Source organism: Gluconobacter oxydans DSM 3504 (assembly GCF_000583855.1).
Classification (GTDB): Bacteria; Pseudomonadota; Alphaproteobacteria; order Acetobacterales; family Acetobacteraceae; genus Gluconobacter; species Gluconobacter oxydans.
The window spans coordinates 600,971-624,726 of sequence record NZ_CP004373.1; the positions used below are offsets into that span (position 1 = coordinate 600,971).

The following is a 23,756-nucleotide window of genomic DNA, read 5'->3' on the forward strand; positions in this document are numbered from 1 at the left end:
GGACCACACAAAACGCTCTACAATCACTAAAAGCGCTGAGATGAGAAGAGCATCTTCCTAAGACAAGGTCTGGCGCCGCGTTGAACCCCACTATGACAGACGCTCCACCGCCTTCTTCTCCGCCATTGCGCTGCACTTCTGATTTCAAAAAAGTCGCCCGGGCCAGCTTTTCCTACTGGTACAGGCCCGGTGCCGGGTTCCAGCCGGTCAGGAGGTGGCGGCCGATTTCTTCGTGTTTCCATTCCACGGGATCGTGCAGCGAGAGTGTTCGCGCGTCGCGCCAGTAGCGGTCGAACCCGTACGTCGCATCCGTTACGCGCGCACCGAGGGCTGACATGAGGTCTGACCCTGCCCGCAGGGAGGCCCGGGATGCCGAGGAGCGCGCGGCGTAGACGGGGATGGCCACATCCGTCCGCGAGCAGCCGCCATGTTCGAAAACATCCAGCAGTCCGGCTGCTGTCCGCGCACTTGCGCAGGCCGCGGCCAGTTCCGCGCCGATCTCTCCGAACAGGCGACGGACCAGCAGATCATCCGCGGCTTCATTCACCCCCGCAGACGCCCAGGGGCGGCTGTGTTCACGCACGAAGGCCGCCGCCGCCTCCAGCGCGGCCAGTCCGATCCCCACGAGGATCATCGAAAAACCGTTCTGATAGCGCAGGGGGGCATGGACCTGCGGCGCGGACTGTGGGGTCAGTACCGACCATTCCGGTCTGGTCTGGACACGGTCCAGAATGACGCTGCCGGACTCCGTTGCCCGCTGTCCCAGCCGGTTCCAGTCTTCCTCGAAGCTTACGCCCGGCGTTCCAGAAGGCAGCAGGTCCAGACGCATCGTCTGCGCGACCACGTCATAGGACGACACCAACAGCAGATCCGCGCCCACGGCCCCTGTCGCATAGATCTTGCGGCCGTCGATGAGGTGCCCCTCGCCTTCGGGACGCGACACGACATGCCCGAAATCGACCGCCCGCTTTCCGTTTTCCGCCAGCGCCATGCCGATCATGGCCTGATCCGCACAGATCCGCTCCGCCAGATGGCGGCACATTTCCGGCGTGGCCACGGACAGCAGTTCCCGCACCGCGTCGTCATGCACCTTGTAAATCTGAGCTACGGACGGGTCCGCCATGCCAAGTTCCAGAAAAACTTCCTGCGACAGAGCCTGCGAAAACCCGAGCCCTCCGAGCGCCACTGGCAGAGGGGCCTTCATCAGAGCGCAGCGTTTCAGCGCCTGAATGGACGCGTGCGGATAGCGCCCTGCCCGGTCGTTTTCCGCAGCACGGGGAGTAATCTCGGATCGGATCACGTCTCTGAGGGTTCGGAAAAACGCTTCCAGAGCGGGCGGGGTGGAGCAGACCGGCACAAGACTGCGCAGTCCGCCAAAAACATTCCCACAGGAGTGTCGCATCAGTCCGTCTCCGTTTCTGGCTGTTTCGCGGGGCCATCATGCACCCTGCATGGCGTCCGTTCCAGCCAGGCTGCTCGCGGTGCAATCTTCACAGAACTGACGCGCCTCTCTGGACATCGACCCGGATACAAGTTTTCCTGCCCGAACGACGCGCCCTGACCGGGCGTTCATGCGTTACGGCCGTTAACCGACGGCAATGCCCAACGGCGAATGCAAGGATTTTGAAGCAATGGCCCATCTCAGCCCCCTGGCCGGCAAAACGCTTTCCCCCGACCAGCTGACCGATATTCCCGCCCTAATCGCGGCTTATTATGACCGCAAGCCCGACCCTTCGATTGCCACGCAGCGCGTTTCGTTCGGCACTTCCGGCCACCGGGGCTCTTCGTTCCATACCAGCTTCAATGAAAACCATATCCTCGCCATCTGCGAAGCCATCTGCCGCCATCGCAAGGCCGAAGGCATCGACGGCCCGCTCTTCATCGGCATGGACAGCCACGCCCTGTCCGGCCCGGCGCAGAAATCCGCCATCGAGGTCTTTGCAGCCCACGGAATCGACGCCCGGATTGACGAAAACGGCGGCTACACGCCGACGCCCGTCATTTCCCATGCCATTCTGACCTACAACAAGGGCCGCACCACGGGTCTGGCCGATGGTGTGGTCATCACACCGTCGCATAATCCGCCGTCCGATGGCGGATTCAAATACAACCCGACCAATGGTGGACCGGCTGATACGGCCATCACCAAAGCCATTCAGGACATGGCCAATGACTTCCTCGCCAACGATCTGAAGGACGTCAAACGCCTGCCCTACGAACAGGCGCGGCAGGAAGCCTGCATCAAGGGCTACGACTTCATCACGCCCTATGTGAATGACCTGGATTCCGTCATCGACATGAAGGCGATCCGCGATGCCGGCGTAAAGATCGGCATTGATCCGCTGGGCGGGGCTGCCGTGGCTTACTGGAAGCCCATCATCGACCGCTACGGCCTGAACGCCACCGTCGTCAGCGATGTGGTGGACCCGACGTTCTCCTTCATGACCGCCGACTGGGATGGACAGATTCGCATGGACTGCTCTTCGCCTTATGCCATGGCGCGTCTGATCGAGATGGGCGACCGTTTCGACGTTGCATTCGCCAATGACACCGACGCGGACCGTCACGGCATCGTCGCCATGCCCGACGGGCTGATGAACCCGAACCATTATCTTGCGGTGGCGATTTCCTACCTGTTCCGGAACCGCCCGGACTGGAGCCCGGAGCTGGGTGTTGGCAAGACGCTCGTCAGCAGCGGGCTGATTGACCGCGTTGCGAAAGACATGGGCCGCAAGCTCGTTGAAGTACCGGTCGGGCTGAAATGGTTCGTCCCGGGGCTGATGGATGGCTCGCTGGGCTTTGGCGGTGAGGAAAGCGCGGGTGCCACGTTCCTGCGTCGGGATGGCACCGTCTGGACCACGGACAAAGACGGTCTCATTCTGGGGCTGCTGGCGGCGGAAATCACGGCCAAGACCGGCAAGAACCCCAGCGTGCATTATCACCAGATCATCGCCCGCCTTGGCACGCCCTATTACGAGCGCATCGATGCCGCCGCCAATCCGGAACAGAAGGCCAAGCTCAGCAAGCTCACGCCCGAGCAGTTCCCGCTGGAGACGCTGGCAGGCGACAAGATCATCAGCAAGCTGACCCGTGCGCCAGGCAACGACGCGCCCATCGGCGGGCTGAAGGTCGTGACCGAAAACGGCTGGTTCGCCGCCCGTCCGTCCGGCACGGAAGATGTTTACAAGATCTATGCCGAGAGCTTCGTCAGCGAGGAGCATCTGCGCGCGATCCAGCAGGAAGCGCAGGACGCCATCTCCAAGGTTTTTGCTTCTTAAATCACGCCTCTCCCCGGGACATGACGCATGTCCCGGGTCACACCGGCCTGATCGCGCGCCTGCATCTCCGCAGACCGGCGACTCCCCTTTTCGACTCTGAAAACCTGTCCTGCGCCCTTTAAGGCGCGACCCGATCCTCTCCTGCGATGAGAAAATCCCGCATGGCTGGACGATCGGATTTTCTGCGCATTTTCAGCGGTCTTGCATTTCCTGCACCACTCCCGGTCCCCGGTTCTGCCGCTGAGCCTCACACCCATGTGATGCTCGCGCTCTGGTCATCATCCGCGATTTGGATAATACCCGTTTCTGGCACTCGGTGTCATATTTTGACAACAACCTGTTTCTCGACAGTCTATCTGTTTTCAATCCGGATAAAGGACGAAATGGATGTTGAAGATCGGCCATAATCCCGTGAGGTCTTTTTGCCCACGACATGATCTTCGTCGCTCCATTATTCCATCCGGGGCCGCGTATACTGTCCTTTTCCAGCATAAAATCCAGAAACAGAGCCTCTCACGCCCGGACGCCCTGCGCCCTGTCGCCTTCTCCCAATCGGTAACGAGGTAAAAATGGCCTACGCAACGACAAATCCCCTTACTGGCGAAGTCCTCAAGACCTTCCCCAACGCAACGGATGAAGAAGTCCAGGCGGCCCTTTCCGAAGCGCATGCGGCTTTCGAAAGCTGGCGCGACACCCCCTTTGCCGAGCGGGCAAAGATCATGAATGCCGCCGCAGCCATCCTGCGCCGCGACATCGACAAATACGCCCGCCTCGGCACGCTGGAAATGGGCAAGCTGTTCACAGAGTCGAAACTGGAGATCATTCTCTCCGCCGAGATCTTTGAATATTACGCCAAATATGCCGAAGAACTGCTGAAGCCCGAGACGCTTCCGGTCGCCAATCCGGCCGAGGGCAAGGCCACGCTGGTTCACGAACCTCTCGGGATCGTGCTGGCCATCGAACCCTGGAACTTCCCGTTCTATCAGGTCGTGCGCATCATCGCGCCGCAGCTTTCGGCCGGTAATGCCGTGCTGCTCAAGCACGCATCCAACCTGCCGCAGTGTGCCGCCATCTGCGAGGACCTGATGAACGAGGCCGGACTGCCCAAGGGCCTGTTCCGCAACCTCTATCTTGCCCGTCCCCATACGGAAATGATCCTGAACGATCCCCGCGTGTGTGGCGTGGCGCTGACGGGTTCTGAAGGGGCTGGCGTCATCATCGCGGGCACGGCCGGCAAGGCGCTGAAGAAGGCCACGATGGAACTCGGCGGCGCCGATGCCTTCATCGTGCTGGATGATGCGGACGTCGAAAAGGCCGCGAAATGGGCCGTCATGGGCCGCCACTGGAATGCCGGTCAGGTCTGCGTTTCGGCCAAGCGCATCATTGTCGCGGATGCGATCTATGACCGCTTCCTGGAGCTCTACAAGAAGGGCGTTTCCGAGCTGAAGGCCGGTGATCCAATGGACCCGTCCACCACGCTTGCCCCGCTCTGCTCGCAGGGTGCGGCGGATGATCTGCGCAGGCAGGTCGAGGAAGCCAAGAAGCATGGCGCGACGGTCGAACCCATCGGCGCACCGGTTCCCACGAAGGGTTCCTTCTTCCAGCCGCTGCTGATGACCAACCTGCACGAGAATAATGAAGCCCGTCACTGGGAATTCTTCGGCCCGGTCACGCAGCTCTATCGCGCCAAGGACGAGGCCGATGCCATCCGCATCGCCAATGACTCCCCCTATGGTCTGGGTGGTGCGGTCTTCACGAAGGACGAGAGCCGCGGTGCGCGGGTGGCGTCGAAGATCCGCACGGGCATGGTCTACATCAACCATCCCCTGATCCCGAAGGCCGATCTTCCGTTCGGCGGCATCGCCCGTTCCGGCTATGGCCGCGAGCTGGTGGGGCTGGGGATCAAGGAGTTCGTGAACCACAAGCTCATCAACATCGTGGATATCGACGCCCCGATCTGAGGACAGCAGGGATGTGCCGGGAGACTCCTTCCCGGCACATCCCGCCCCTGGCACATCACGTTCATTTGAGTTCTTTACTGAATTCGGGAAAGAATTCGTCGCTCTTTATTACAGTCACCTGAATATGATTTTCGGCATATCCGGAATTCCCATAACAGTCTGTGCGGACTCTACCGTTTAATAAGCGCGTTTACTGCCGCCATGCGCGGTAAACGTCTCTTCCCTCGTGTCTTTTTCTGTTGCCCATCCCCTGAACGGAGGCCTGAAAACCGATGGCGTCTCGATCTGAAATTCTGATTGTCGGTGGCGGTGTTGCCGGTCTTTCCCTTGCAACCCGCCTCGGCAAGTCAATGGGAAAATCCGGAAAGGCGCGCATCACGCTGATCGACAAGAGCTTTTCCCATGTCTGGAAACCGATGCTGCACTGCTTTGCCTCCGGCACGGTCAGCAACGAAAACGACAAGGTGAACTTCATCTCCCAGGCCAGCGGGCACCATTTCGAGTTCTGGCCCGGCGAGGTTGCCTCCATTGACCGCGAGAACCGCGAGGTCGTTCTCAGCCCGCTTCTGGAAGCCGACGGCACCGTCATTCTGGAAAGCCGGCGCATGAAATACGACACGATCGTCATCGCGATCGGCAGTACCGCCAATGATTTCGGCACGCCCGGCGTCAAGGAACACTGCATGTCCATCGACAATCTCGTGGACGCCAATGCGTTCAACGAGAAGTTCCGGATGGAGCTGCTCCGCGCCTTCGCCAACAATTCCGAACTGGACATCGCGATCGTCGGCGGCGGGGCCACCGGTGTGCAGCTCGCCGCCGAGCTTCACAAGGCGCTGGAAATCGTGGGGCCATACAACCTGCATGCTTTCGGCAAGGCCCCGCCCAAGCTCCATGTCACGCTCCTGCAGTCCGGCGCGCGCATCCTGCCCGCTTTTCCGGAATCCGTCTCCGCCGCGGCACAGCAGGAACTCGAACATATCGGCGTTACCGTCCGCACCAATGCGCGCGTCGCGGCGGCCGATGAGCATGGTTTCACGCTCAAGGACGGATCCTATGTTTCGGCCAAGCTGCGCGTCTGGGCGGCTGGCGTCCGAGCCCCTGAGGTCACGACTGCCTATGGTGGCCTGACGATCAACAAAACCGGTCAGATCCTCGTCAATCCGAACCTGTCCTCCATTGATGACGAGCGGATTTTCGCCATGGGAGACTGCTCCTTCATCCAGGACGATCCCCTGCCCGCCACGGCGCAGGTTGCCCGGCAGCAGGCCCGGCATCTGGCGCGCCATCTGCCGGCCTGGATCGAGCATGGCCAGAAAGTCCCGGGCTGTATTTTCCACAACAAGGGCGCGATCGTGGCTCTGGGAAAATACAATGGCTGGGCGGCTCTTCCCGGCGGTACGGTCTGGGGAGGAGGCATTTCGCACGGCTTCTCGGCGCGGATGGCCCATCTCATGCTCTATCGCCAGCACCAGATCGAACTGTTCGGCTATTACCGGGGGCTGATGTCCTTTTACTCCGACTGGGTCGAGACCTTCGTCCGGCCTTCCGTGCGGCTGGACTGAGCACCATCCGCGCCTGAGCAACCCGCCTGACAGCAAAAAAAAAGCCCGCGGCCTACGCCACGGGCTTTTTGTCCTAGAAGTCCGCCCGTACGCTGCCGAAGAACATCCGGGGTGCGCCGATCTGCATGGACTGATCCGTCAGCGCGCCCGAGGCGATATCCGCCGGATTGCCGTTCTGACCCATCGTGGAAATGTAGCGTTTGTTCGTCAGGTTGGAGCCGGGACTTTTGACGTCTCCCGGTAGCTGTAATTGCGCGTGCCGGTGTGCTGATAGCCGATCGCTTGGGGGCCGCTTATCTCGGGGGAATTGAGAACTTCAGCTCGTCATAGGCAGTCCAGGAGACTGCAAAGGGTGAGTTCGAGAGCTTGTAGCCCGATGAAGGACTGCGGCCATGAGAAACAGAGAAAAAACGGCAGACCGCAGCGTCATCGCTAAAAATGCGAAGTGCAGGACACCGGGTCGTTTAGTCCCGCTGAGCGGGCTGGCTCTCGCGGATCAGGCGGTGGATGAAGGCCAGCTTGTGCATGATCCCGGCCGTCAGCACGAACGGGTAGAAATCCGCCAGCCCCATGGAGCGGTTCAGACTGTTCACCGCATAGGTCAGCGGCAGCCAGGCCTGCATGATGTCTTCGAAGGAGGCTTGCGTGTACGGGTCACCCAGTGTGCGGCCCGAGGCATGGCCGATCCCCGGCACCCGCGGATCCACGCTCACGCCGAAGGCACAGGCCGTCTCCAGCGTGGAGACGATATGCAGGTAATGCGCCCAGGTCTCGGCAAAGTCCTCCCAGGGGTGGGACGTGGCGTAGACGCTGACATGGCTGTCCTGCCAGTCGGGCGGTGTGGGGCTGTCGTAATAGATCTGGAGCGCCTTCTGGTAATCCGCGCGGTCATCGCCGAACACAGCCCGGCACTCATCGAGCCGCCCGGCGTCGCGCACCAGCACATTCCAGTAATAATGCCCGATTTCGTGCCGGAAATGCCCCAGAAGGGTGCGGTAATATTCCCCCATCTCGACGCGCATCCGCTCACGCGATGCATCATCGGCTTCGCGCATGGCGATGGTGATCATGCCGTTGGCATGTCCGGTCATGACGGAGGATGAGCCGTCCGGCGCGTCGTCGAGGAAATCGAACACCAGCCCGTTTTCGGGGTCCTGACGCCGGTCCTTCAGCGGCAGCTTCAGCCGCAGCAGCGTGTAGAACAGGCGGTGCTTGGCGACCTCGATCTTCCGCCAGCGCTCAAGATTTCCGGGGATGTCGAGGTTCGGGATCGTCCGGTTGAACCGGCAGGCCAGACAGAACGACCTGCCCCCTGTCGCATCCGGGGTCGTCAGCCAGTTGCAGACGTCATCGTCATGATTGGAACAGTACAGAACCTGTTCGTGTTTCACCGATGGCTCCAGCGGATGCCACAGCCGGTCCCCGGCCGGGTCCAGCGCCGTCAGCAGCGACTGCTCGGGCAGATATCCGACGGCACGGCGGCAATGCTCGCAGACCGTATTTTCAAAAAAGAGGATCTGGCCGCAGGACTGGCACTCAAAGAGCTTCATGGGATCGCATTACACCGGGTTGCCCGATCATGGCCAGTTCCGGGGCCAGTTCCGGGGCCTCGTGCCCGGACAGAAGGGGCTCCGCGCGCATCGTCACGTCGAACGTGGCGCGACAGCGGTCCAGCATTCCGGAAATGGGCGCGGCTTCCTCGGGTCGGCCAGCCACCGCCAGCGGAATGTGATGCTGCGCCACCACCAGCCCCGAGGTCGTATCAAAGCCGACCCAGCCGTCTCCGGGGATCCAGGCTTCGGCCCAGGCATGCAGATCGCAGTTCAGGCCGTCGGTGACGTCCGACTGGATCAGATAGCCGGACACGAAGCGCGCCGAAAACCCCAGATGGCGCAGGACTGTCACCAGCAGCCACGCACTGTCCCGGCACGATCCGCTTTGCCGCTGCAGCGTCTCTTCAGGCGTCCAGACTCCCGGCTCAAGCCGGCGCTGATAGGTCAGGTGCTCCGCCACGGCGCGGTTGAGATCCGCCACTGCTTCCGAGGTCTTTTCCTCTCCCGCCATCCGCCAGGATTCGACGAAGCGCGACACCTGCGCGCCGGCCGCGTCCACATCGCGATAGGCGGTACAGACCGGCGCTTCCGCAAGCGCGGACAGGGCCGGCCGGGCGCCCAGATCCACATCCATGCGGACCGAAACATCGAAACCCGTCACACGCTCCGGGACCCGCACTTCCGCCACCCGGTTGCCATAGGCGTCCTGCCGCCAGGTCACCTCCGCGTTCTCCGGGGAAACCTCGAGCGCGTAATCGCGGATCGCGGAGCGCACCCGCGGTGCGGGGCACAGGCGCACGGTCTGACGTCCCAGGAAGACGGGCCGGTCATACTGATATCGGGTCTGGTGGCGCAGTATGACGCGGGAATTCATGCTCAGGAGGCCCTGTGGAAACGGTTTCAGATACTCGTATTCAGACACGTGATTTTCGGGCCATCCCGTTCCGGCAACCATTGGGTCTGACAGCAGTCGAAACATTACCCTATCAGTCTTCCCGGGAACCGCAACAATTTCCGCCGGACTTTTCCCGATCCGTCCAAATGGAAAATTTCACGCTTGGCAAAGCGCTGGAATCTTGCTCCGTTAATAAAATATCGTAATGAACCGGCACGGCTGATCGGGTTTTCCATCGGCACAGGGCCGGCGATGAACAGGGTTGTGAGGCAGAGAATGAACAGGCCGGTTTTGCAGTCTCCCAGTCCCGCTTCTGCCAGCGCTTCTCCGGCCAGTGCTGCTCCCAAAAGTGCGGCCGGGATGTTCGCTGCCTATGACACGCCGGATTTCTTCTGCGAACTCATGAACCGGACGGATGCGCTCCCCCCGAGCCTTCAGACCGTTCGTGACCGTCTCGCGGGGTTCGATCTTGCCGAACTGCGCCACCGCACCAACACGGCGGAAGCGCAGCTCTATCGTCTGGGCATTACTTTCACGGTCTATTCCGACCGCGAAGCGATCGACCGCATCCTGCCGTTCGACATGATCCCGCGTGTCCTTACGGCTGCGGAATGGGACCATATCGACCGTGGCGTGCAGCAGCGCGTCAAAGCGCTCAATCTGTTCCTGCGGGACATCTATCATGAGCGCCATGTCCTGCGGGATGGCATCATCCCCGCCGATCTGGTGCTCAACAATCCGAATTACTGCGAAGCCATGGTCGGCGTGCGCGTGCCTGGCGACGTCTATGTCCATATCAACGGGACCGATCTGATCCGCGACCGCAGCGGGCGTTTCATGGTGCTCGAAGACAATGCCCGCACGCCGTCGGGTGTGTCTTATGTCATCGAGAACCGGCACATGATGCTGCGGCTGATGCCGGATCTGGCGTCGGGCATGCCTCTGCGATCGGTCGAAGAATATGGGCTGAGGCTGCACCAGACGCTGTGCGAGGTTGCACCCGAGGGCGTGAGTGATCCGCAGGTCGTGCTGTTCTCGCCGGGTATCTATAATTCCGCCTATTTCGAGCATGTTTTTCTGGCGCGCGAGATGGGAGTGCCGCTTGTTGAAGGGCGGGATCTGATCGTTGAGAACCATCGCGTCTATATGCGGACCGTGGCAGGACTTCGCCCGGTCCATTCGATCTACCGGCGCCTGAACGACGAGTTTCTGGACCCGCTGGCCTTCAACCCCGACAGCATGCTCGGCGTGCCGGGGCTTGTGGAAGCCTATCGGCGCGGGAATGTCACGCTGGCCAATGCGCTGGGAACGGGTGTGGCGGACGACAAGGCCGTTTATGCCTATATGCCGCGTCTTATCCGTTACTATCTGGGGGAAGATCCCATTCTCGACAGCGTGCAGACCAATATCTGCGCCGAAGAGGAAGGTCTCGCTTACACTCTGGCCAATATGGACAAGCTGGTCATCAAGCCGGTTGGCGAGTCCGGCGGTTATGGTCTGCTGATCGGCTCGCAGGCCACGCAGACCGAACTGGACGAGTTCCGCGCCAAGCTGCTTGAGGACCCGTCCAACTATATCAGCCAGCCCGTCATCGATCTTTCCGTCTCCCCGACGCTGTGCCCCAGCGGTGTCGAGGCGCGGCATGTGGATCTCCGGCCGTTCGCCCTGACCGGACACAACACATGGGTTCTCCCCGGCGGACTGTCCCGCGTGGCCCTGCGCAAGGGCTCGCTGGTCGTCAATTCCTCTCAGGGCGGCGGCTCGAAAGATACATGGGTGATGGCCCGATGACACAGACCGGCACACGTTTTCCCGCCATGCTCGCCAATCTGAACATGCTGCTGTCGCGCTATGGCGAAAGCATGATGTGGCTTGCCCGCTATATGGAGCGGATCGAGAATCTCGCGCGTCTTCTGGAAGTCACGGAAGCCTTCGTCCGCAATCCCGATGGCAGCCCTGGCTGGGATTCGATCCTTCAGATCAATTCGGACGAGGAGCGCTACGCCGCGATCTATCCCCTTCCCGCGACGGAAGAGAACATCCTCGCCTTCTACATCACGGAAAGTGCGAACCCGACCTCCATCCGCGCCATGGCGCACATGGTCCGCGAGAATGCACGCTCGGCGAGGCCGCTGATTTCCACCGAGATGTGGATGCAGCTCAATGTTTTCACCCGGAGCATGATGGAGCTCTCCACCCCCGATATCCGGCGCAACGGGTTGTCCGGGCTGTGCAACCGCCTCAAACAGGACTGCCAGACGCATTTTGGCGTCACGGAAGGCACGCTGTACCGCGATCAGGCCTGGCTGTTCTATCTGCTGGGGAAATATCTCGAACGGTCCGACCAGATCACCCGTCTGATCGACATCCGCTACCATACGCTTCTGCCCGGCGGTGAAACCTCGGGGTCGCAGATGGATATCACGCAGTGGGGCTCTGTCCTGCGCTCGGCGGCTGCGTATCACGCGTTCCGGCGTCTGCAGCCCGTTACGACGACGCCGGCCAATGTGGTGGGTTTTCTGCTCAAGAACGAAGGTTTTCCGCGCTCCCTGATGCTCAATCTGCGGCAGGTGGACAACACGCTCAACGCGCTGTCCACACATTATAACCTGCGTCACCAGTGCAGCCCGCTTCAGGAGCGCATCATCAATCTGCGCGCAACGCTTGAGGACCAGACGGCCGAGGACATCATTTCCCGCGGGCTGCATGAATACATGACCTATATCCAGGACCAGCTTGCGGCCCTGCAGGCGGAAGTCTCGGTCACATTCTGGCCCGCGGCCCCGGTCATGACGCGTGAGGAGACGCTCACCCCGCAGTGAGGGCGTTCTCCACAGGCGGGGATACGGCTGCGATCTTCAGCGTTACACCGGCATCGCGCAGCATTGCGGCGTAAGCGGGATCGATGCCGTCATCGGTGATGACCACGTCGAACTCGGAAAGTGACGCCAGCCGGCTCATGGCCGAGTTGCCGAACTTTCCGCTGTCCACCAGAAGCACGCGGGAGTCCGCCACTGCCATCAGGGCCTGCTTGGCGCGGATGACTTCCTCGACCTGATGATAGGCCGTCAGGCCGTGGATGGCGGCAGCGGAGACGAAGGCCAGGTCGATGCGCATGGACATCACGCTCTGTTCGCAGACCATCCCCACGAAGGCTTCGAATGTCGGGCTGTACCGTCCGCCCAGGCCGATCAGGCCGAGCGTCTCGCAGGCTCCCAGACGCGTGCCGAGCCCCAGGCTGTTGGTCACGACCGTCAGCGGCGCGATGGCGGAAAGGCTGTCTGCCATCGCCCGCACCGTTGTGGAATCATCGAGCGCCACCGTATCGCCCGGGCTGATCAGGGAGGCTGCGAGCGCGGCGATGGCCTGTTTCTGCGCAACGGCCTGCCGCGCGCGGTACACCACGCTCCCCGATGAACTTGCGCTCGGCAGGGCCGTGATGTCCGGCCCGATCCGGCGGAGCAGTCCCTGGGCGGACAGGGCCAGAAGGTCCCGGTTGATCGAGGCCCGGCTTAGCGAAAACCGCTCCAGCAGGTCCCCGACCGGCACCACGCCCCGCTCCGTGACATAGTCAAGGATCCCGCGCCGGCGGCCAGACAGAACCTGCCCTTCCACGAGCACGGCATTCATCAGGCATCCACCCTGGCAGAGACCAGCGTGCTGACGCTGTCGATCAGTTTCATGAAATCCGCAGGCTCCCAGCCTGCGCGGCCGATCAGCACTCCGTCCACGTCCGGCAGCGCGACATAGTCGCGGATATTGGCCTGCGACACGCTGCCGCCATAGAGCAGCGGGATCCGCACGGTGCTGTCGGGGCCGGTGATGTCCTGCATCACGGCGCGCAGTTTCGTATGGATCTGCGACACGAACGGGGCTTCTGCCGGGCGGCCTGCCGCACCAATGGCCCAGACCGGCTCATAGGCGATCAGAACCCGGGCGAAATCCTCCTGCGACAGCCCGTGCAGTGCGATTTTCGCCTGCCGGGCCAGCGTTTCCTGCGAGACCCCGAACTCGAACTCGTCCAGCGTATCGCCGATGCAGACCAGCGGCTGCAGACCGTGTTTCAGCGCCGCGCGGACCTTGAGGTTCACCGTCCAGTCCGTCTCTCCGAAATGCTGCCGGCGTTCCGAATGGCCGATCACCACCATGGACGCGCCGCATTCGGCGATCATCGGCGCGGAAATTTCCCCGGTCCAGGCGCCGCTGTCTTCCCAGAACATGTTCTGCGCGCCCACGATCATAGGGCTGCCCTGAAGGACCGCGCTCACGTCTTTCAGGGACGTGAACGGCGGATTCACGAAGGTCCGAACGCCCTCGGGGGGACGAAAGGCCGCAAGGGCCCGGGCCGCCGCAACAGCTTCGGCGGGGCCCTTGTTCATTTTCCAGTTCGTCCCGATCCAGACGGTCTTCTGATCCACGGTTAACCTCACGACAGGGTTTCAACTGGCCGGGCACTCATGCCGATTCTCCCGGATCCCGACTTCTCCGGAATATCTTTACCGCTAAACCATAACAGAAAAAATGGCAGCCGTCCCATGAATAACGATACATCTCTCCGCCCCTGAAACAGGCCCCGGGGCGGGGATGCTCCCTGAGTAAAGCGTCGTGTTGCCAATCCGGTTCCAGGCCTCCATATAGATGTCAGAATATTGCAGGTCCTGCCGGGACTGATCCTGACCGGTTTCAGCCGCCCGGCCTGTGGAGACCTGTTTCTGGCAACGGAGCGCTCACATGACCCGCGAAACAGCTGCAACGGCCTTTCTGGCAGCGAAAAATATTCCCTTCAGCGTCCATGATTACGAATACGCCCCCAATGGCGGGCTGATCGGGATGCAGGCGGCCGAGGCCATCGGCGTAGCCCCCGAAGACGTGCTCAAGACGCTGGTGGTCGAAGTGGACAAGAAGCAGCCGGTCTGCGTGGTGGCCCCGGCCCATCAGCGAATGAACCTGAAGAAGGTGGCGGCGCTGTTCGATGGACGCAATGCGCGGATGATGAACCCCGAGAAGGCGCAGGAACTGACGGGGTTCCAGTCCGGCGGGACCAGCCCGTTCGGTTCGAAAACGCCGATCCCCGTGGTGATCTCGCAGGCTGCCATGCCGCGTGAACATGTCTATATCAATGCGGGCGGTCAGGGTTTTGTGGTGCGGATCACGCCGGCAGATGCCCAGCGCGCCACGGATGCCAAAGTGGCTGATATCGCCGCGGACTGAGCCGCGTGACCGCTTCCCCCATGGCGCTGGACAATGCCGCGACGCACAAGCTCTCCCCCGAGCTTGCGCTGTCCGGGCCGCAGACAGAGCTGCTGCATCGGGTGGTGTCGTTCTGCGAGCGGCATCAGGCGGATGACAGCGCGCTTTTCGTCATCGAGGGTGCGGCGGGCACGGGGAAGAGCGTTGTCCTGAACGCGATCTTCAATACGCTCCAGACCCGGGCGCGAAGTGGCGCGGCGGATGATCCGCTGCGCGGTCTGCGGAATATGGTGATCGTCAACCATCCGGAGATGCTCAAGCTCTATCGCAATATCGCGGCCACCATGCCCAACCTGCGCAAGAGCGATTACGAACGCCCGACGACCTTCATCAACAAATCCGCCAAAACCGGGAAGCGCGCGGATATCGTTCTGGTGGACGAGGCGCATCTGCTGCTGACGCGGCCGGACCGTTACAACCATTTCGCACAACAGAACCATCTGGAAGAAATCCTGCGCTGGGCGCGGATCGTGGTGGTGGTGTTCGATCCGTTGCAGGTCCTGAAGTTCAAGAGCCACTGGTCCACCGATCTGCTGGAGAGTTTCCGCAAGGGGCGCCCTTCGGAGACGTTCCATCTCGACACGCAGTTCCGCGTTTCGGCCAGTCCGGCGACATGTTCGTGGATTGATGCGCTGGGCCAGGGGGAGATCCTGCCGCGGCCGGAAGATCCTTCTTTTGATCTTCGCATCTATGATGACTGCGCGAAGCTCTATGCGGATCTGTGTGCGTGCAATGCGAAATACGGCCTGTGCCGCCTGCTTTCGACCTATGACTACCCCTACACGCTCAACGGTGAGGATCATTTCATCACCGAAGGCGATTTCCGCCTGCGCTGGGACCGTTCCCTGCCGAGCGAGAAACTGCCCTGGGCCGAGCGGCCGGATACGATCGACGAGGTGGGGTCCGTCTATACGATCCAGGGCTTCGATCTGAATTATGCGGGCGTCATTCTCGGGCCGTCGCTGTTCTATGACGCGAAGAATGACCGGATCGGGGTGCGGCCGGAGCGTTACGAGGACAGCGCGGCGTTTCAGGGGCGCGACGGGATTGCGACGCCGGAAGAGGCGAAGAAGCGCGTCATTCTCAATGCGCTGAATGTCATCCTCACACGCGGCATCCACGGGCTGTTCCTGTATGCCCATGATCCCGCCCTGCGTGAGCGCCTGCTGCGAACCTGACCTCTGTGCTCGCGTTTGCGTGAGTTGTCATCATGCAGCCGCTCTGGTCCTGTGCGGCAAAGGAGATTTCACCCATGCCCCGTCAGACACTTCTGGCCCTCACTTTCAGCGCCGGTCTCGCCGCGCTGTCCGCTGCGTCCCCTGCCCTCGCCGCACAGACGGTGGACAAGGGCACGCTCCCTTCGGGCAATGTGCAGATCATCGGGCGGTTTTCCAACGCCCAGCCGTCCGGCATTGCGGTCCTGCCCGACGGGCGGCTGGTGCTTGGCTTTCCGCGCAGTGCGCATGAACATTCCGGGCCGCGTCTGGCGCTCTATGCCAATGGCAGGCTGACGCCCTTCCCCGATGCGGCCGCGCAGGAGCAGTTTGTCTCCCCGCTTGGCATGACGGTTGATGCGAAGGGGCAGCTCTGGGTTCTGGATGAAGGTATGGTCGCGGGAACGGGGACTGTTGCGGGCGCGCAGAAGCTCTTCCGGATCGATCCGGCAAGCGGGAAGATCGCGCAGGTCATTCCGCTGGGAGCGCCGGCCCTGCTGCCGGACAGCCACGTCAATGACGTGCGCATCGATCTGACGCATGGCGCCGCTGGAACGGCCTTCATTACAGATACGTCCACCGATGTGCATCCGGCGCTGATCGTCGTTGATCTGGCGACGGGGCATCAGCGGCGTATTCTGGCCGATACGGTTTCCGTCATGCCGGTGCAGGGTTTTGTTGCCGTGATGGACGGTGTTGCGGGGCGTTATGACCCGAACCATGCCGTGGTGCCGCAGGGTGGTGTGAACGGCATTGCCATCAGCCCGGACCAGCAGACGCTCTACTGGCAGCCGCAGACCAGCCGCCGCCTTTATTCCGCACCGACGGCCGTGCTGTCCGATCCCAAAGCCAGCGAAGCGACGCTGGAGCGGGCCGTGAAGGATGAGGGCGAAACCGGTATGGGCGATGGCATGGCGACCGGGCCGGACGGGTCGCTCTACATCACGGATGACGAGCGTCATGCCATCCTGCGCCGCAAGCCGGATGGAGAAATGTCCGTCGTGGCCCATGATCCGCGCATGACGGAGCCTGATGGCCTGACCTACGCCAATGGCGCGCTGTACGGCACGATCGGGCAGTGGGCGCGGCTGCCGGTTTTCCATGGCGGCAAGGACTTGGAAGTCATGCCGTATATCGTTGTGAAGATCGCCCCTCTGAACTGAGGGCACGCAACGCCGGGGGCTTTACCAGCTCTCCGGCGTCAGCCCCATCCCGCCCGTACCGGTGCCCGTCATGCTCCCCAGACCGGACTGCAAGCCGGACTGGGGGCCAAGGCCGTAATTTCCCCCGCCGCCGAAACCTGTTCCGACGCTGACGGCGCCATGGATCTTGTGGTCCGACCTGGTGGTGTCTTTCTGGTTGTCCGAACCGCTGGTCGCGAGGGGGCGCAGCAGCGCCGAGCGGCTGTCGGCCGGTTGCGGGCGCGGATGGGAACATCCCGCCAGACCCGCCAGAATCATCACGACAAAAATCCGCTGTGTCACACGCTGCTCCTTCCCGGACCGGGGCTGATACGGGGCGTCTGTCATAACCGACATGAACCGTTGGCACAGCAACGAACAATGACACAGATTTACGGCAACAGATGTCCCGACGTCAGAAACCATGCCGGAACGTGACACACAGGATCATATATTTGAAATACAAAGTCACATAATGAAGGTTATGTGATTCATTTCGTATTTTAAATGAAACATATTGACTCTTTACTTCACATTCCTCCGAATAGGCGTTTACCGTTTAGTAACACTTACGGAAAACCCCTTTCGTCAGGATGATATGCAATGGCGTCAAAGCTTCTCATAAATGAGTTCATGTTCAACCCAAGTGTAGCCGGTGATCCTGACGAATTTATTGAAGTAAAGGGCGATGCCAGCACGGATTACAGCGCCTGGTCCCTGATTGTCGTCGATGGTGACGGCACTGCGGCGGGCAAGATCGACAATGTCTTTACACTGGGCGTTACGAACAGCGACGGTTACTGGGTCACGCCTTTCCAGACGAACACGCTGCAGAACGGCACGCAGACTGTTCTTCTCGTCAAGGATTTCACCGGCAAGGTCGGCGATGACCTCGATACGGCCAATGCGGGGACGTTCACATCCACCCCCTGGTCCGAAATCGGAGACACGATTGCCGTGTCCGATGGCGGCAAGGGCGATCCGACCTATGCCGGCGCGCCTGTCCTGACGGGTTCGATCATCAACGGCGCCTCGCGCATCCCCGACGGGACGGATACGGACAGCACCTCGGACTGGGTTGCGGATGATCCGTCCCTCGCCGGGATCGACGGCTATGGCACCGTTGCCGCGGCAGGCAAGGTTCTGGTCACGCCCGGTGCGGCGAATGACGGTACCTCTTCGGGGGGCAGCACCGGTGGATCGGGCGGTTCGGATACGGGTGGCAGCGGTTCTGGCGGCAGCGACACGGGAGGAAGTGACACGGGGGGAAGCGGGTCCGGATCGGGCAGTGATACGACGACGCCGCAGGACCTGACGATCCAGCAGATCAATGGCACCGGCTATTACAGCCCGTATGCCAACACCTCCGTCATGACCACGGGCGTTGTGACGGCTGTGGACACGAATGGCAGCATCGGTTTCTGGATCCAGCAGACGAATGCCGACAAGAACACGGTCGGCAGTGCGGGCATCTTCATCTATGCGGGCAAGACGGCGACGCTGCCGACGGTGGGCGAGACCGTGTCCGTCACGGGAACGGTCACGAACTATTCCGGCACGTCATGGAGCAAGTCCCTCACCCTGCCGGAAATCAACCTCGTCTCCTATACCGATACCGGCGCGGCCTATGTGAACGTGACGCCGACGGTTGTTGGCCAGGGCGGTCTGACGGTTCCGGCGGCGTCCTATCTGGGCGATCTGACGCAGGCGATCGACCTGAACAAGAGCACGGCCTCCCTCAGCCCCGACACTAATGCGCTCGATTTCTACCGCAACCTGATTGGTCAGGTCATCACGATCCATGATGCCGTGGCTGTTGGCGCCACAGCCTCGAACGCGACCTGGGTCGTGCCCGATGGTGGTGATGGACTGCTGACGCCCACTGGCGCGCTTCAGGAAACGGCCGACAGCGTCAATACGCAGCGGATCGAGCTTTATTACGACAGCGGCGTCACGCCGGGGTCTGCCATCAGCGCGGAAGTCGGGGACAAGCTCGGCGACATCACGGGTGTGCTGACCTATTATAATGGCGTCTATGAGCTGGTCCCGACCACGCAGGTCACGGTTGTGCATACCGACACGCCGGCGCCGGTCACGTCCCTGCACAAGGACGACCAGAACCTGCTGGTCAGCGACTACAACATCGAGAACTTCAACGCGCTGGACCCTGCGAATGCCGACCGTCTGAAGCAGGTCGCGCAGATCATCGTCAACAATCTCGACAGCCCGGACGTGCTGGCGCTTCAGGAAATCCAGGACGACAGCGGCACGACCAATGACGGGACGGTCAGCGCGGAACAGAACCTGGCGGCCATCGTCAAGGCCATCGCGGATGCGGGCGGTCCGACCTATTCCTGGGCCGAGGTGGACCCGACCAACAATGCCTCGGGCGGCGTTTCGGGCGGCAATATCCGCAGCGTCTTTCTGTACAATCCAGAGCGCGTCACCCTTGCCGCGCCCGTCACGACCATCGGTGACGAGGAACTGGCCAGCGGCACTTTCAAGAATACCCGTCTGCCGCTGGTCGGCACGTTCGAGTTCAATGGCCAGTCGGTCACGCTCGTCAACGTACATCTGTCCTCGCAGGCCGGCAGCAGCGAGCTTTATGGTTCGACCCAGCCGCCCGTGAACCATGGCGGCACGACGGGGACGGTCAACAACCGCATCGCCCAGGCGCAGTACATCACGAACTACGTCAACGGACTGCTGACCAGTGACCCGACCGCCAAGGTGGGTATCCTCGGGGATTTCAACGACACCGAATGGAGCGATGCCCAGCAGGTCTATGCCAATGCCGGCCTGACGGACATGAGCACCACGGAAGATCCGTCCAACCGCTACACCTATATCTTTGAGGGCAATGCGGAATCGCTGGATCACACGATCGGCAGTTCGGCTTTTGCCAGCGCCGGGAAGTTCGAGACGATCCACGTCAACACGGGGTCGCTGACGGGCGAGTCCGATCATGATCCGTCCGTTACCCTGCTGGAAATGACGGATTACAGCGCAACGAACGGTGCGGCCCTGTCGAATGTCAGCCTGGCTTCCGGGCAGACTGCCGCCGTTCACAGCGGCAGCACGGCCTCCGGGATCACGGTCGGGGATGGCAGCCGCCTTGCCCTGTATGCGGGCAGCACTGCCAGCGGCATCACTCTTGCCAGCGGAGCAAAGATCGACCTGCCGGAGATGGCCTGGTCCAGCGATGCCACCGCGACCCTGACGGATGCGTCAACACTCACCGTCACGAGCGGAAGCAGCACGTATACGATCAGCCTCGATGGTTCGTATGACGCCGATTTCTTCAGCCTGGCCGCCGATGGGTCCGGTGGTACGATGCTGCTGGCGGAAGGCACGCCCTGCTATTGCCGGGGGACGCTGATCCTCACAGATCGTGGCGAAGTGCCTGTCGAGACGCTGCAGATCGGCGATCTGGTCCAGACAGCCACCAATGGTCTGCGCCCGATCCGCTGGATTGGCCGCCGCAGCTATTCCGGCACGTTCGCCAATGGCAACCGCGATATCCTGCCGGTCGTGTTCCGTCGCGGATCGCTCGGGCATGGTCTGCCGCATCAGGATCTGTCGGTTTCGCCGCTGCATGCGATGTATCTGGATGGTGTTCTGGTTCCGGCTGTTCTGCTGGTCAATGGCAGCACCGTCGTGCAGGCCGAGCGCATGGATGAAGTGGCCTATTTCCATGTCGAACTGGAACAGCACGACATCATCATCGCCAACGGCACGCAGTCCGAAACCTTTGTGGACGATCATTCGCGCGGCATGTTCCACAATGCCGGCGAATATGACGTCCTCTATCCGGATGCGGGTACGGTGGCGGCCCGCTACTGTGCGCCGCGCGTCGAGGAAGGCGCGCAGCTTGAGGCCATCCGCCGCCGCCTGAACCCTGCTGCCCGGAAAACCGCGGCACTGGCGCCGCTTGAAGGGTATCTGGACGTCGCCACCCACAGCCATGTCAGGGGCTGGGCCCGCGTGCCCGGCAGTGAGCGGCCCGTGCGGCTGCAGATCGTCGATAACGGTGTGGTTCTGGGCGAAGTTCTGGCTGATCGCATGCGGGACGATGTCGGCAGTGCCTGCGGTTTTCATTTCGACATTCCGGGTGGCCTGTCCGCTGTGGAACGTCACGTTCTGGAAATCCGCCGGGCCGATGATCATGCCCTGCTCGGCCATTGCCCCTGGATGATGGATCAGGCCGCACAGCAGGCGCGCCAGACCATTGTCGCAACCGTCCCGGCCGCACCGCTGGACGGCTGCATCGATATTGCAACGCGCAACCGTATCGCAGGCTGGGTCTGCAACCCGGCCACGCCCGATGAGGCCGTGACGCTGCAGATCGTTGATAACGGTGCCGTTCTCGCTTCGGTTGTCGCCAACGGGCGTCGTCCGGACGTGGCGCGCACCGGCCGGCCGGTGCTGTGTGGTTTCGACGTTCTGCTGCCTGGTGGCCTGTCGCCGATGACCCGCCATATTCTGGAGATCCGGCGCACTTCTGACGGTGCGCTTCTTGGCGAGCCCCAGGTTATCGAACCGGCGAACGCTTTCGACGCCGACATGACCCGCAGTGTTGCGCGCGCCGTGGCTGCTGCTGCGGAGGATCAGGACGGCGATCAGGTCCTGTCCTTCCTGCTGGCACAGGTGGAAAAGCTCCGTCAGGCGCGCTCGGATGCCGCGAGCGGCATGGCGACGGCCACGTTCGATGCGGCCCTGCGTCGCCGTGGCCTGTCTACGAAAGACAACGTGACGCGCAAACGGGCGCTGGTTATCGACGGGCAGCATCCGGACGCGAAACGCGATGCCGGATCACAGGCCATCCTGTCGCACATGACGGCTCTTGAAGCACTCGGCTACGACGTCTGCTTCGTCGCTGCCGACCAGATGGACCGGACGTTCCCACTGGACGGACTGCCCGGCGTCACCGTCCTCGGGCAGCCGTTCTTTGCGTCGGTGGAAGACGTGCTGCGGCGTCAGGCCAACAGCTTCGACGTCGTATATCTGCATCGCGAGGACATCGCGACGCGCTACATGGCGCTGGTGCGCCGCAACCAGCGCAGGGCCCGCGTGCTGTACAGCGTCGCGGATCTGCACTTCTTGCGTCTTGCCCGTCAGGCCGCCGTTCAGGGACGGCCCGAACTGATGGCGCAGGCCAATCAGATCCGTGTTGCCGAATACAGGGCGGCCCTTCAGGCCGATGCTGTCCTGACGCATTCCGAAGCCGAGGCAGCCCGGCTTCGCAAGGATCTGCCGCAGGCGAATGTGCATGTCGTGCCTTGGGCCATTCCTGCGCAGAACGGTTCTTCTGTCCGTCGCGATGGCGTGGTGTTCGTTGGCAATTATGCCCATGCGCCCAACGCCGATGCGGCACGCTGGCTGGTGGACGAGATCATGCCGGCCGTCTGGGCGGCTGATCCGACCATCTGCTGCACGCTGGTCGGAGCGGACATGCCCGAGAGCCTCCATGCGCTCGCGGATGAACGCATCCGGGTTCGCGGACATGCGCAGGATCTCGGAGCGGTTCTGGCGGCCCATCGCCTGAGCGTCGCTCCGCTGCGTTTCGGGGCGGGCATCAAGGGCAAGGTGATTGAAAGCCTCGCCTCCGGCCTGCCCTGCGTCATGACGCCGGTCGCAGCCGAAGGGCTCGCCCTTCCGGGTGCGCTTGAGGACCTCGTGCAGGGGGATGCGGCGGCTCTGGCCGCGCAGATTGTGGCCCTGCACAACAGCCCGGACCTGTCCGGACTGATCGAAGCCGGTCAGGCCTTTGCGGACGAAGGCTTCTCCAGCCGGGCTGTTACCACGGCGCTCGAACTGGCTCTCAGCGAGAGACCAGCCCTGCAGAAAGCCGGCTGAATCCGGTAGGTCCGGACGGGTTCTTCCGTCCGGATCACGGCTCAGCGCGTTCCGGTCAGGACGCTTTGGGAGTGCCCAGTTTTCCGTTCAGGAACTGGGCCTCCCCGTTGCCGAAGGACCAGTCGGCATCCGTATTCTCAACGTAATTCACCATCACGTCGCTGGGGGCAATGCCGCATTTTTCGGACAGTGCTTCGGTCAGGATGCGGAAGAAGGCGGTCTTTTCCTCCCCGCTGCGCGGGCGCGTCGTAATCGAGAGGATCATGACGTCATCGGTGCGGGGGATGCCCAGCCCCGTATCCTCGATCCGCACCCGGCTTTTCCTGTGTTCGTAAACAATCTGGTACCGGTCACGGGGTGGCACGTGAAACGCGTCGAGGACGGCCTGATAGGCCGTATCGAGGATTGCGGCCAGTTCCGTTTCGGAACGGCCTTCCAGCAGGTCAAAGCGGATGAGAGGCATGGGGTGTCTCCTGTCTTCAGGCAATGAAAACCGGAATCCAGAATGACGGCGCACCGGCTTGGTCAGGAAGTAAATTCATCCTGATCGTCCCGGGTACGATTATTTGGGAACTACATCCGAAAGGTGCTGCAGAAATCTACCGGTTCATGCGGTGATTTGCGCAGACTGATCCTGTTTCAGTCTTTTTTCTCTTTCGGGGGAATGGGCATACTGATCCCCCCATGTCTTGAGGGCCTGGATAACGGGTTTCAGGGTCTTTCCCAGATCCGTCAGCCGGTATTCGACATGCGGGGGGACGACCGGGAACACAGTCCGGGAGACGAGACCATCCGCTTCCAGTTCACGGAGCTGGTTGGTCAGCATGCGCTGCGTGACATTGGGCAGGCGGTGGCGGAATTCTCCGAAACGCAGCACCGGTTCTTCGAACAGATGATACAGGATCAGGGCTTTCCACTTCCCGCCGAACAGTTCGAGCGTGGCTTCGACTGTGCAGCCCGGACTACAGTTGAGGGTCGTGTGACGTGTTCGCGGCATGGTATC

The 23,756-nt window shown here is 61.9% G+C and carries 17 protein-coding genes; 9 read left to right on the forward strand and 8 right to left on the reverse strand.

Annotation, left to right across the window (positions count from 1 at the left end):
- Nucleotides 1-172: 172 nt before the first annotated feature.
- Nucleotides 173-1,402, reverse strand: coding sequence for an acyl-CoA dehydrogenase family protein (locus tag GLS_RS02800; RefSeq protein ID WP_052327433.1), 1,230 nt, complete (start codon nt 1,400-1,402; stop codon nt 173-175).
- Nucleotides 1,403-1,631: 229 nt separating this feature from the next.
- On the opposite strand from GLS_RS02800, the gene pgm reads away from it, so the two are divergent.
- The 3 genes from pgm to GLS_RS02815 all read left to right on the forward strand — a co-directional run bounded on the left by pgm (nt 1,632) and on the right by GLS_RS02815 (nt 6,804).
- Nucleotides 1,632-3,278, forward strand: a complete 1,647-nt coding sequence (pgm, locus tag GLS_RS02805) for a phosphoglucomutase (alpha-D-glucose-1,6-bisphosphate-dependent) (protein WP_041112590.1) — start codon at nt 1,632-1,634, stop codon at nt 3,276-3,278.
- 569 nt (nt 3,279-3,847) lie between these two features.
- Nucleotides 3,848-5,239: an NAD-dependent succinate-semialdehyde dehydrogenase gene (locus GLS_RS02810; protein ID WP_041111015.1), complete on the forward strand. Its 1,392-nt coding sequence runs from the start codon at nt 3,848-3,850 to the stop codon at nt 5,237-5,239.
- A gap of 272 nt (nt 5,240-5,511) precedes the next feature.
- Nucleotides 5,512-6,804, forward strand: a complete 1,293-nt coding sequence (locus GLS_RS02815; RefSeq protein ID WP_041111017.1) for an NAD(P)/FAD-dependent oxidoreductase — start codon at nt 5,512-5,514, stop codon at nt 6,802-6,804.
- Nucleotides 6,805-7,268: 464 nt separating this feature from the next.
- Here the strand turns inward: GLS_RS02815 and GLS_RS02820 are convergent, their stop codons facing one another.
- Both GLS_RS02820 and GLS_RS02825 read right to left on the reverse strand, forming a co-directional pair.
- The gene (locus GLS_RS02820) at nt 7,269-8,354 is read right to left on the reverse strand and encodes a zinc-binding metallopeptidase family protein (RefSeq protein WP_041111019.1); all 1,086 of its coding nucleotides are present in this window, start codon (nt 8,352-8,354) and stop codon (nt 7,269-7,271) included.
- Nucleotides 8,341-9,231: a transglutaminase family protein gene (locus GLS_RS02825; RefSeq protein WP_080691985.1), complete on the reverse strand. Its 891-nt coding sequence runs from the start codon at nt 9,229-9,231 to the stop codon at nt 8,341-8,343. The genes GLS_RS02820 and GLS_RS02825 overlap by 14 nt, the downstream gene beginning before the upstream one ends.
- Before the next feature lie 381 nt (nt 9,232-9,612).
- Between GLS_RS02825 and GLS_RS02830 the strand changes: the two genes are divergently transcribed.
- Both GLS_RS02830 and GLS_RS02835 read left to right on the forward strand, forming a co-directional pair.
- Nucleotides 9,613-11,043, forward strand: a complete 1,431-nt coding sequence (locus GLS_RS02830; RefSeq protein WP_052327434.1) for a circularly permuted type 2 ATP-grasp protein — start codon at nt 9,613-9,615, stop codon at nt 11,041-11,043.
- The gene (locus GLS_RS02835) at nt 11,025-12,074 is read left to right on the forward strand and encodes an alpha-E domain-containing protein (protein WP_193363836.1); all 1,050 of its coding nucleotides are present in this window, start codon (nt 11,025-11,027) and stop codon (nt 12,072-12,074) included. The genes GLS_RS02830 and GLS_RS02835 overlap by 19 nt, the downstream gene beginning before the upstream one ends.
- Here GLS_RS02835 and GLS_RS02840 read toward each other — a convergent pair.
- Together GLS_RS02840 and GLS_RS02845 are read right to left on the reverse strand one after the other, a co-directional pair.
- On the reverse strand, nt 12,061-12,882 hold the full coding sequence (locus GLS_RS02840; RefSeq protein WP_041111023.1) for a DeoR/GlpR family DNA-binding transcription regulator: 822 nt from the start codon (nt 12,880-12,882) through the stop codon (nt 12,061-12,063). The genes GLS_RS02835 and GLS_RS02840 overlap by 14 nt on opposite strands.
- Nucleotides 12,882-13,670 (reverse strand): triose-phosphate isomerase, encoded by a 789-nt coding sequence (locus tag GLS_RS02845; RefSeq protein WP_041111025.1) that lies wholly within the window; start codon nt 13,668-13,670, stop codon nt 12,882-12,884. The genes GLS_RS02840 and GLS_RS02845 overlap by 1 nt, the downstream gene beginning before the upstream one ends.
- Before the next feature lie 313 nt (nt 13,671-13,983).
- On the opposite strand from GLS_RS02845, the gene GLS_RS02850 reads away from it, so the two are divergent.
- The 3 genes from GLS_RS02850 to GLS_RS02860 all read left to right on the forward strand — a co-directional run bounded on the left by GLS_RS02850 (nt 13,984) and on the right by GLS_RS02860 (nt 16,879).
- Nucleotides 13,984-14,463, forward strand: coding sequence for an aminoacyl-tRNA deacylase (locus tag GLS_RS02850; RefSeq protein WP_041111027.1), 480 nt, complete (start codon nt 13,984-13,986; stop codon nt 14,461-14,463).
- Nucleotides 14,464-14,483: 20 nt separating this feature from the next.
- On the forward strand, nt 14,484-15,680 hold the full coding sequence (locus GLS_RS02855; RefSeq protein ID WP_041111029.1) for a DUF2075 domain-containing protein: 1,197 nt from the start codon (nt 14,484-14,486) through the stop codon (nt 15,678-15,680).
- A gap of 74 nt (nt 15,681-15,754) precedes the next feature.
- Nucleotides 15,755-16,879, forward strand: a complete 1,125-nt coding sequence (locus GLS_RS02860) for an SMP-30/gluconolactonase/LRE family protein (protein ID WP_041111031.1) — start codon at nt 15,755-15,757, stop codon at nt 16,877-16,879.
- Nucleotides 16,880-16,900: 21 nt separating this feature from the next.
- Here the strand turns inward: GLS_RS02860 and GLS_RS02865 are convergent, their stop codons facing one another.
- Nucleotides 16,901-17,200 carry a hypothetical protein gene (locus GLS_RS02865; RefSeq protein ID WP_041111033.1) on the reverse strand — a complete coding sequence of 100 codons (300 nt, stop codon included), beginning with the start codon at nt 17,198-17,200 and terminating at the stop codon, nt 16,901-16,903.
- 300 nt (nt 17,201-17,500) lie between these two features.
- On the opposite strand from GLS_RS02865, the gene GLS_RS02870 reads away from it, so the two are divergent.
- Nucleotides 17,501-22,753, forward strand: a complete 5,253-nt coding sequence (locus tag GLS_RS02870) for a Hint domain-containing protein (protein WP_041111035.1) — start codon at nt 17,501-17,503, stop codon at nt 22,751-22,753.
- A 55-nt stretch (nt 22,754-22,808) separates the two neighbouring features.
- Here the strand turns inward: GLS_RS02870 and GLS_RS02875 are convergent, their stop codons facing one another.
- Nucleotides 22,809-23,216 (reverse strand): tautomerase family protein, encoded by a 408-nt coding sequence (locus GLS_RS02875; protein WP_041111037.1) that lies wholly within the window; start codon nt 23,214-23,216, stop codon nt 22,809-22,811.
- Between the two features lie 144 nt (nt 23,217-23,360).
- Nucleotides 23,361-23,750, reverse strand: a complete 390-nt coding sequence (locus GLS_RS02880) for a winged helix-turn-helix transcriptional regulator (RefSeq protein ID WP_041111039.1) — start codon at nt 23,748-23,750, stop codon at nt 23,361-23,363.
- Between the last annotated feature and the right edge of the window lie 6 nt (nt 23,751-23,756).